Origin of the sequence: Gordonia sp. 852002-10350_SCH5691597 (genome assembly GCF_001665715.1) — a bacterium.
Lineage (GTDB): Bacteria > Actinomycetota > Actinomycetes > Mycobacteriales > Mycobacteriaceae > Gordonia > Gordonia sputi.
Genome location: NZ_LZMO01000078.1, coordinates 1 through 7,175, shown reverse-complemented (window position 1 = coordinate 7,175; position 7,175 = coordinate 1). Strand labels below are relative to the sequence as shown.

Below are 7,175 nucleotides of genomic sequence, written 5' to 3'. Positions count from 1 at the left end.
GCAAATCGAAGGCACTGGCCTCGAGCTGACGGCATCGAGCTGAATTTCGACAACACGCGAAAGTGCCCGCCCCGAATTCGGGGCGGGCACTTTCGCATTCATCACGGTGCAGTGTGCGACGGTCGGCAGGGTTACGTCGACGAGTCCGGCGTGACCGCGTCGCCGAAGGGATCGTCGGTGTGGCCGACGAGGTCGTTGACCGAATCCAGGATGAGTGTGGGGCGGTAGGGATACTTCTCGACGGACTCCCGGGTGGAGATTCCGCTGAGCACCAGGATCGTGCGCATTCCCGATTCGAGGCCCGCGATGATGTCGGTGTCCATGCGGTCGCCGATCATCAGGGTGTTCTCCGAATGTGAGCCGAGGCGTCGAAGTGCCGATCGCATCATGATCGGATTGGGCTTGCCCACGTAGTACGGCTCGCGTCCGGTCGCCTTGGAGATCATCGCGGCCACGGCTCCGGTCGCCGGGATCGAGCCGTCGTGCGACGGTCCCGTCACGTCGGGGTTGGTGGCGATGAACTTCGAACCGCGCTCGATCATGCGGATCGCGCTGGTGATCGCCTCGAACGAGTACATGCGCGTCTCGCCGAGCACCACGTAGTCGGGATTGGTCTCCGTCGTCACAAAACCCTTCTCGTACAGGGGAGTGGTCAGCCCAGATTCGCCGATGACGAACGCGGTGTCGCCCTGATCCTGTGACGCGAGAAAGTCCGCCGTCGCCATTCCCGAAGTCCAGATCGATTCCTCCGGAATGTCGAGGCCGATCTGCAGCAACCGAGCGTGCTGGTCGCGTGCCGTGCGGATCGAGTTGTTGGTGAGAACCGAAAAAGGAATGTCGTTGTTGCGTAATTCCGCGATGAAATCGTCTGCGCCGGGAACGAGGTGATCCTCGTTCGTCAACACGCCGTCCATGTCCATGAGAAACGTCCAGCCCATGGCCTCACCCTACGGTGAGCTTCGGGACGTTTATCGCGAGATGTAGCGGACTGTTATTGGTCCGCTACCTCTCAGACGATTCCCGTTCACGCACGTCGGACGTCGTTGTCGACACGCCACAGCGGATTGACAGGGCCGTGTCCGGCTCCGAGAGGATAGGCCGAGCGCAGGCCGCGGGTAACCCACTGCTTCGCGAAATCGATGGCGTCCGGCAAGGCATATCCGTGCGCGAGAGCGCACGCGATCGCAGCTGCAAGCGTGTCGCCCGCGCCGTGATCGTGCGGCGTGTCGACGCGAGCGGTCGCGAATTCGAGGAAGTCGGTGCCGTCGTACAGCAGGTCGGGACTGAGCGAACTCGAACGCAGGTGGCCACCTTTGACCAGTGCCCACTGCGGACCCAACCCGTGCAATTCGACGGCTGCCTTGCGCTGCGACGCAGCGTCGACGACCTCGATGCCCGTCAGCAGTCGCACCTCGTCGAGGTTGGGTGTGACGACCGTGGCGAGAGGAAAAAGTCTGCGCCGCAACACGTCCAGCGCATCGTCGGCGAGCAGCTGATCGCCGTGCATCGACGCACAGACCGGGTCGACGACGAGCGGGGTGTCGCCGCCACGGCCGATACCGCGTTCCGCGCAGGCGTCGGCGACGGCGTCGATGATCGGTCCCGACGCCAGCATGCCGGTCTTGACGGCACTCGTCCCGATATCGGTGACGACACTGCGGATCTGCGCCGAGACGATCTCCGGATCGATCTCCTGAAAGCCGCTGACGCCCACCGAGTTCTGCACCGTCACCGCGGTGACCGCGACGAGTCCGTGTAGTCCGAGCAACGCGAAAGTTCGCATGTCCGCTTGGATTCCGGCGCCGCCACCGGAGTCCGAACCCGCGATGGTCATCACCCGGACGGGTGTGGCCCCCGGTTCGGTGGTGGGCAACAGTGGTGTCGTCATGATCTGCTTGCGGCTCCCGATGTCGCATCGATCGGCAGGTAGACGCGGTTGCCGGCGTCGGCGAACTCGGCGGACTTCGCTGCCATCTCCTGCTCGATTCGTCGGTCGATGTCTTCTGCTGTCACCAGATTGTGCTCCTCTGCGTACGCCCGTACGTCGGCCGAGATACGCATCGAGCAGAACTTCGGGCCGCACATCGAGCAGAAGTGAGCCGTCTTGGCGGGCTCCGCGGGCAGGGTTTCGTCGTGGTACTCGCGTGCCGTGTCGGGGTCGAGTGCGAGGTTGAACTGGTCTGTCCAGCGAAACTCGAAGCGCGCCTTGCTCAATGCGTCGTCGCGTTCCTGTGCTCGCGGGTGGCCTTTGGCCAGATCGGCAGAGTGGGCCGCGATCTTGTAGGTGATCACACCGACCTTCACGTCGTCGCGGTCGGGAAGGCCGAGGTGTTCCTTCGGCGTGACGTAGCAGAGCATGGCTGTCCCGGCTTGCGCGATCATCGCCGCACCGATCGCCGAGGTGATGTGGTCGTATGCGGGCGCGATGTCGGTGGCGAGTGGGCCGAGGGTGTAGAACGGCGCCTCCTCGCACAACTCCTCTTCGAGGCGCACATTCTCGACGATCTTGTGCATCGGGATATGGCCGGGGCCCTCGATCATCACCTGCACGCCATGGGATTTCGCGATGCGGGTCAACTCACCGAGCGTGCGCAGTTCGGCGAACTGTGCCTCGTCGTTGGCGTCGGCGATCGAGCCCGGACGCAGCCCGTCGCCGAGTGAGAAGGTGATGTCGTAGCGCGCGAAGATCTCGCACAGCTCGTCGAAATGCGTGTACAGGAACGACTCTTCGTGGTGGGCGAGGCACCACGCAGCCATGATCGACCCGCCGCGCGAGACGATTCCGGTTACCCGGCGAGCCGTCAGGGGTACGTAGCGCAGCAGCACGCCCGCGTGCACCGTCATGTAGTCGACGCCCTGCTCGGCCTGCTCGATCACGGTGTCGCGGTACATCTCCCACGTCAGCTTGGTGGGATCGCCCTTGACCTTCTCCAGCGCCTGGTAGATCGGGACCGTGCCAACGGGGACAGGGGAATTGCGCATGATCCACTCGCGGGTGAGGTGGATGTCGTCGCCGGTGGACAGATCCATGATGGTGTCGGCGCCCCAGCGTGTCGCCCACACCATCTTCTCGACCTCTTCCGCGATGGAACTGGTCACCGCCGAATTGCCGATATTCGCATTGATTTTCACCGCGAACGCCTTGCCGATGATCATCGGTTCGGACTCGGGATGGCGGTGGTTGGCCGGGATCACCGCGCGTCCGGCAGCGACCTCACTGCGCACGAGTTCGACGTCGACGTTCTCGCGTGCGGCGATGAAACGCATCTCGTCGGTGACGAGTCCGGCTCGTGCCCAAGCGAGTTGGGTCGACGCTCCGTCGACGGGGTCGGGACGGTGCCACTCGTCGCGGGTACGGGCAAGGCCTGCCTCGACGTCGATCACCGCGGTGGAGTCGGTGTAGGGACCCGAGGTGTCGTAGACATCGAGGTGCTCACCGTTGGTGAGGTTGATGCGTCGCTGCGGAACTCGGAGCCCGTCGACGTCGACGTAGTGCTTGGTGCTGCCCTCGATCGGTCCCGTGGTCAGGATGTCGGAGTCGACCTTGTACGCGGAATTGCTGCCGCCGGATACACGTGTGCCCATGAGATTCTCCCTACGCCGGCATTACCCGGACAGGTTCATGCGGTCAGCGGCCGCCTGCCGCCATCTCAGCCCTCGGTTACGTGAGAGCCCCCGCGTTGATTCGGTTGTGTGCGCAGTTCACTGTACTGGCTTGCTGCCGATGCGTCAGGAAGCCGGGCGTAAGCCCTACCGCCGGGCCGTCGAACGCGGTGCGTCGTAGTGTCGCATGCGCGCGTCGTCGACGTCACGTCACGTCACGCGCGGGTGAACCGCGGGCGAACGTTTGCGATGAATCCGTCTCGATACCGGTGGTCTCGTCTCAAAGCCCTTGAAGCTACGCTTCCGCAGGTTACGATGTGACTGCGATCACACACCGTCGTGCCCGGAGGGGAACCGGACGCAGCGCTCAGTGAGCTGTGTAGACGCTGCGAACGAGCCTGAAGAGGGGATGGACGAGCCATGCACCGGAAGTATCACCAGCGGCCGACCCAGTCGGCCCGATCGATCCTGCAGCAGATAGCGCAGGTCGTGCACAACCCCACCCGCGACAGATTTGAGCTATGGGTGGCGGGCGACCTCGTCGGCGTTCTCGGATACTCCAGCGAGACGGTCGACGGCGAGACAACGCTGACCGTTCTCCACACGGTGCTCTACGACGAATACACCGGTCACGGCCTCGGTACCGGCCTGACGCGCAGCGTGATCAGTTATGCCAAGGCCCAGGGCGCCCGCTTGCGCCCGGTGTGCACGTTCACCAAGCACTATCTCGACGGACATCCCGGGGTTGTTCCGCTCGCTCCCGCCTGAGAGCGAGCCGGGCCTGCCCCGACAGGCCCGGCCCGAATGAACTCAGCGCCTGCTCTGTACCAACCCGACGATCCACAGCAGGATCACTGCGCCGAGAACAGCGGTGAAGAGTGTGAACCACCAACCGCCGGACGCTGTGTCGACGAAGAAGCTGAGCAGGAATCCGCCGATCAGTGCACCGACGATGCCGATGACGATGTTCATCAGGATTCCTGATCCGCCGCCCTTGACGATCTTTCCGGCGATCCATCCGGCAATGGCGCCGATGATGATGTAGCCGATCCAGCCGACGCTTGTCGTCGTCGTCGATCGTGCGAGTACCTCGGTAGCGGCGAGAATGGTCATGATCGACTCCCTACGTCGTGGGTTCCCCGTCTGTCTGCAGGGGTGATGTCAACGTAACCCTGTGCGGCACGGTGCAACAAGCATTCGGCCACATGCGCTGTAGTGGGTCGTTTGTCTCAGGGTGGGCTGCCTCAGCGTCGGTTGTCTCTGGGTGGTTTACCTCAGAGTCGACGGTCGTCGCCGACGGTGACGACGGTGACTCCCGCACGACGCCAACGGGTGATCAGCTCGCGTCGTCGATCTGCCGAGGTTTCGAGCAGCGTCGCAAAGGTTCTGTGCGGCACGGCGACGTCGCGATAGTGGTCGCGGAAGCGGAGCTGCGACGTCGCGAACCAGTCGAAGGCCTCGCGGTCGGTGGCGAGCAGGCGGTCGGCGTCGACGATATCGGTCAGGTACCCCGCGGGACTGTCGGTGGGGCCGGCGGAGTCGTCGAGTTCGCGCATGCACTCGTCGAACGCATCGGCATTGTGTCCGAAGTAGTCGGGGAAATCCCATGCGCGCGCATAGGTTTCGTAGAGACCATTGACGGTGGTCATCGTTCGGCCGGTCACCTCGCGGTACTCGTACGACGACGGCGCGCTCGGTGGTCGGCTGCCCACCCAGAGTCCGACGGCGGGCCCCTTCCGGGACGCGGCGTCGAGGAAACGCGCCAGGGGAATGCCGGTGTCGGAGATGCTGTCGCCTCCCGCGCCTGAGGTCATCGGAGTTGGCTCATCGGTTGGGGCCTCGGATCTGGACGAAGGTGTTGTAGTGGTCGGAGGTATACCAGGCGGAACCGTCGCTTCCCGTCACGATACGTTCCGCATCGCGGCTTCTTCCCGCTTCGCGACGGTTGACGTCCCACTCGGTGTAGGTGATCCGCTTACCCGAGGACGTCTTCTTCGGCAGCCGACCCTCGAAGTTCCCGAAGTTGGTCCCGCCCTTGGTCCCCGACGCGTCGTCTGGCGGCCACTTACCGGCGTCGATGAGCGACAGCGTCTTGGTCACCTGCGCCGGAACCGATGCCGCCGCGGTCGGTGCCACCGTTGTCCGAGAGGCGGTGCCGCCCTGAGAAGCTGTGCCCGACTGCTTCTTCGACGACGGCTTCGCGGTGGATGACGTCGATGAGGCCGACTGGGCGGCGGAGTTCGAGTCGTCGGATCGGTTGATCAGCCACGTCGCTACGACGACGAGCGCGATCACGACCAGCGCGACGGCCGACACCACGGCTTGTCGACGACGCTGCGCGACCGTCGGCTTACGTGCCGACATCAGGCGATCGACTCGTAGTGAGAGGTGTGGTGCAAGGCGAATCCCCTTCTGCGATACCAGCGTCCGGCAACAGCGTTGTCTGCTTCGACCTGTACGTACGCCGACTGCGCGTCGTGCGTGATTCCCCAGGTCATCAGGCGGGCGAGTACGGCGTCAGAGATATGGCGCCGACGGTGGGACGGCTCGGTCCACAGCGCGGTGATGCCGAGCCACGCGACGCCGGACGGCGACGAGGTGACGGCTGCTCGGCCGGTCGCGATCAGCGTCCCGCTCTCGTCGACGACCGTCGCGAACGTCACCGGCCCCTGTGCCGAACCGACCACGGCGGCAACGAGATCGGTGTCTCGACCGCGGCTGTACGACTGTGCCCACCGTGCGCTCGGCGTCGGAGCGAGTTCGACGTCGAGTTCTCCCGTGATGCCGAGTCCCGTTGTCATACCTGGGAAATCATCTGTGGCACCGGGAAAGTCGTCGAGGGTGCGGGTCAGGATGTGAACCGTCGGGCTGGCCGGTTCGCCCCCTACTGTGCGCGCGGCGATCAGTCGCTCGGGCAGCGCCAGTAGGACGGGCAGGTCCCGTTCGGCGTACCAGGAGGTGAGGGCGCGCAGCGTGGGGGCGTCGGCGCGTGCTGAACGGTCCAGTGGCACAGCAGAATTCGCGCGACGGGAGAATCCTGCACCCGCACGCGCCAGCCAGCCGTCGATCCACGTCGACTCGACGCCCGGCCATGCGAGCGCCGCTGCATGCTCGAGGTCGCGAATCGCGCTGTTGCGCACCGGTTGTGCCGACAGGAGGCGAATCGACACGACCGACTCGCGGGGGATGGACTCGACCGTTCCGTCGCGTTCGATCAGCAGCGTCGAGTCGAGGTCCCCGGTATCGGGGCGTTCGGTATCGGTGCATTCGGCATCGGTGCGTTCGGTATCGGGGCGTTCCACCAGAAACCCCGTGACGTCGGACATCGTGGGCGCTGCCGTCGACGCGGGAGCCGGATTCGGTGAGTGCCGCCAGTCTGCGGGTGTCGCGTCGCCGAGCAGATACCGCACGACGACGCGGTCGCCGGGGTAGGCGTCGGTGGGAAGACGTGCAGGGGGCAGACGTGCAGGGGGAAGACGTGCCGGATCGGGACTCGAGGGTTGCTCGCTCATCGCGTGTCCCGTCGGTGGGGGTCGATGGGTCGGGGTGCAGGTGGGTGACGAAGACGTGCG

8 protein-coding genes and 1 riboswitch are annotated in these 7,175 nt (G+C 64.9%); of the genes, 1 reads left to right on the top strand and 7 read right to left on the bottom strand.

The window, feature by feature from the left end; translation table 11 throughout:
- Positions 1-131: 131 nt before the first annotated feature.
- The 3 genes from A5777_RS05680 to thiC form a co-directional block, all read right to left on the bottom strand.
- Positions 132-938 carry an HAD-IIA family hydrolase gene (locus A5777_RS05680; RefSeq protein WP_005206707.1) on the bottom strand — a complete coding sequence of 269 codons (807 nt, stop codon included), beginning with the start codon at positions 936-938 and terminating at the stop codon, positions 132-134.
- Between the two features lie 86 nt (positions 939-1,024).
- Entirely contained in the window at positions 1,025-1,888 is an 864-nt protein-coding gene (gene thiD / locus A5777_RS05675) for a bifunctional hydroxymethylpyrimidine kinase/phosphomethylpyrimidine kinase (RefSeq protein ID WP_005206706.1), read from the bottom strand.
- The gene (gene thiC / locus A5777_RS05670) at positions 1,885-3,585 is read right to left on the bottom strand and encodes a phosphomethylpyrimidine synthase ThiC (RefSeq protein ID WP_005206705.1); all 1,701 of its coding nucleotides are present in this window, start codon (positions 3,583-3,585) and stop codon (positions 1,885-1,887) included. The genes thiD and thiC overlap by 4 nt, the downstream gene beginning before the upstream one ends.
- Positions 3,579-3,689, bottom strand: a riboswitch (TPP riboswitch). It overlaps the preceding gene by 7 nt.
- A 334-nt stretch (positions 3,690-4,023) precedes the next feature.
- Here thiC and A5777_RS05665 point away from each other — a divergent pair.
- Positions 4,024-4,371: a GNAT family N-acetyltransferase gene (locus A5777_RS05665; protein WP_005206704.1), complete on the top strand. Its 348-nt coding sequence runs from the start codon at positions 4,024-4,026 to the stop codon at positions 4,369-4,371.
- 42 nt (positions 4,372-4,413) lie between these two features.
- Here A5777_RS05665 and A5777_RS05660 read toward each other — a convergent pair whose 3' ends face one another.
- From A5777_RS05660 to A5777_RS05645, 4 genes are all read right to left on the bottom strand, one after another.
- Positions 4,414-4,716: a GlsB/YeaQ/YmgE family stress response membrane protein gene (locus A5777_RS05660; RefSeq protein ID WP_005206703.1), complete on the bottom strand. Its 303-nt coding sequence runs from the start codon at positions 4,714-4,716 to the stop codon at positions 4,414-4,416.
- Positions 4,717-4,877: 161 nt separating this feature from the next.
- On the bottom strand, positions 4,878-5,417 hold the full coding sequence (locus tag A5777_RS05655) for a barstar family protein (protein WP_005206702.1): 540 nt from the start codon (positions 5,415-5,417) through the stop codon (positions 4,878-4,880).
- 10 nt (positions 5,418-5,427) lie between these two features.
- A complete protein-coding gene (locus tag A5777_RS05650; protein WP_005206701.1) occupies positions 5,428-5,967 on the bottom strand; it encodes a ribonuclease domain-containing protein in 540 nt (179 codons plus the stop codon).
- On the bottom strand, positions 5,967-7,115 hold the full coding sequence (locus A5777_RS05645) for a GNAT family N-acetyltransferase (RefSeq protein WP_082933557.1): 1,149 nt from the start codon (positions 7,113-7,115) through the stop codon (positions 5,967-5,969). Before A5777_RS05645 ends, A5777_RS05650 begins: the two co-directional genes overlap by 1 nt.
- Positions 7,116-7,175 lie beyond the last annotated feature (60 nt).

Bases quoted from the DNA above. Each gene is read 5' to 3' on its own strand.
- thiC (WP_005206705.1), bottom strand. From the start codon at position 3,585: ATGGGCACACGTGTATCCGGCGGCAGCAATTCCGCGTACAAGGTCGAC.
- A5777_RS05680 (WP_005206707.1), bottom strand. From the start codon at position 938: ATGGGCTGGACGTTTCTCATGGACATGGACGGCGTGTTGACGAACGAG.
- A5777_RS05650 (WP_005206701.1), bottom strand. From the start codon at position 5,967: ATGTCGGCACGTAAGCCGACGGTCGCGCAGCGTCGTCGACAAGCCGTG.
- A5777_RS05665 (WP_005206704.1), top strand. From the start codon at position 4,024: ATGCACCGGAAGTATCACCAGCGGCCGACCCAGTCGGCCCGATCGATC.
- A5777_RS05655 (WP_005206702.1), bottom strand. From the start codon at position 5,417: ATGACCTCAGGCGCGGGAGGCGACAGCATCTCCGACACCGGCATTCCC.
- A5777_RS05645 (WP_082933557.1), bottom strand. From the start codon at position 7,115: ATGAGCGAGCAACCCTCGAGTCCCGATCCGGCACGTCTTCCCCCTGCA.
- A5777_RS05660 (WP_005206703.1), bottom strand. From the start codon at position 4,716: ATGACCATTCTCGCCGCTACCGAGGTACTCGCACGATCGACGACGACG.
- thiD (WP_005206706.1), bottom strand. From the start codon at position 1,888: ATGACGACACCACTGTTGCCCACCACCGAACCGGGGGCCACACCCGTC.